This window comes from Streptomyces lushanensis (assembly GCF_001700515.1).
GTDB classification, from domain to species: Bacteria; Actinomycetota; Actinomycetes; order Streptomycetales; family Streptomycetaceae; genus Streptomyces; species Streptomyces lushanensis.
This window is the reverse complement of the sequence record NZ_MAUD01000661.1, coordinates 1-651: the sequence shown is the minus strand read 5'-3', so window position 1 is coordinate 651 and position 651 is coordinate 1. Positions and strand designations below refer to the sequence as shown.

At 69.7% G+C, this 651-nt stretch carries 1 protein-coding gene; it reads right to left on the bottom strand.

The features are described 5' to 3' along the window. Nucleotides 1-237: 237 nt before the first annotated feature. A partial coding sequence (locus tag BFF77_RS34060; protein WP_107422314.1) for a large conductance mechanosensitive channel protein MscL occupies nt 238-651 on the bottom strand: 414 nt, incomplete at its 5' end.

Genomic DNA, 651 nt, shown 5'->3' with positions numbered 1-651 from the left:
CACCTAACCCGCCCCGGCCGAGTCCGGCGCTGATCTTCGACGATCCGCTGGACCAGCAGTCCTCGGACGACACGGACGGCGGCTGGGGAGAGCGGCCCGCCGCGAGCGGGGACAGCGCCGCCGATCTGGCCCGTTTCCTGGACGAGAAGCCGCCCCACCACCTCTGAGTGCCACCGCCGCCGCCCCCGGCAGCCGGGCCCTGTGCAACCGGACCCCGTCCGCTCCGTCCTCGCGGATTTACCTGGGGCTCTGCCCGGACCCGTCGCGCTGGGCGACCAGAGCGTCCCTGATCTCCTTCAGCACTTCCAGCTCGCTGACCTCCATGACCTCCTTGACCTCTTCCTTGGCGGCCTGCTGCCTGGCCCGCCTGGCGAGATACCTGGCCATCGGCAGGACCATCAGGAAGTACACGACGGCCGCAGTGATCACAAAGGTGAGGACCGCGCTCAGCACCGTGCCCCACATGATCGGAATTCCGGTGACCACCTCGCGGAGGATCATCGGGCGCCGGCGGTATGTGTCGGAGACCCACTTGCCCACCGAGCGGCGCACGAGCTGCTGGAGCTGGTGCGGTTCCGCGACACCGTCCTGCGCCGATCTGGCGATCGCCTCTTCGACCTTGGGGAGCACGGCGGCGAACGCCGCGTCCTC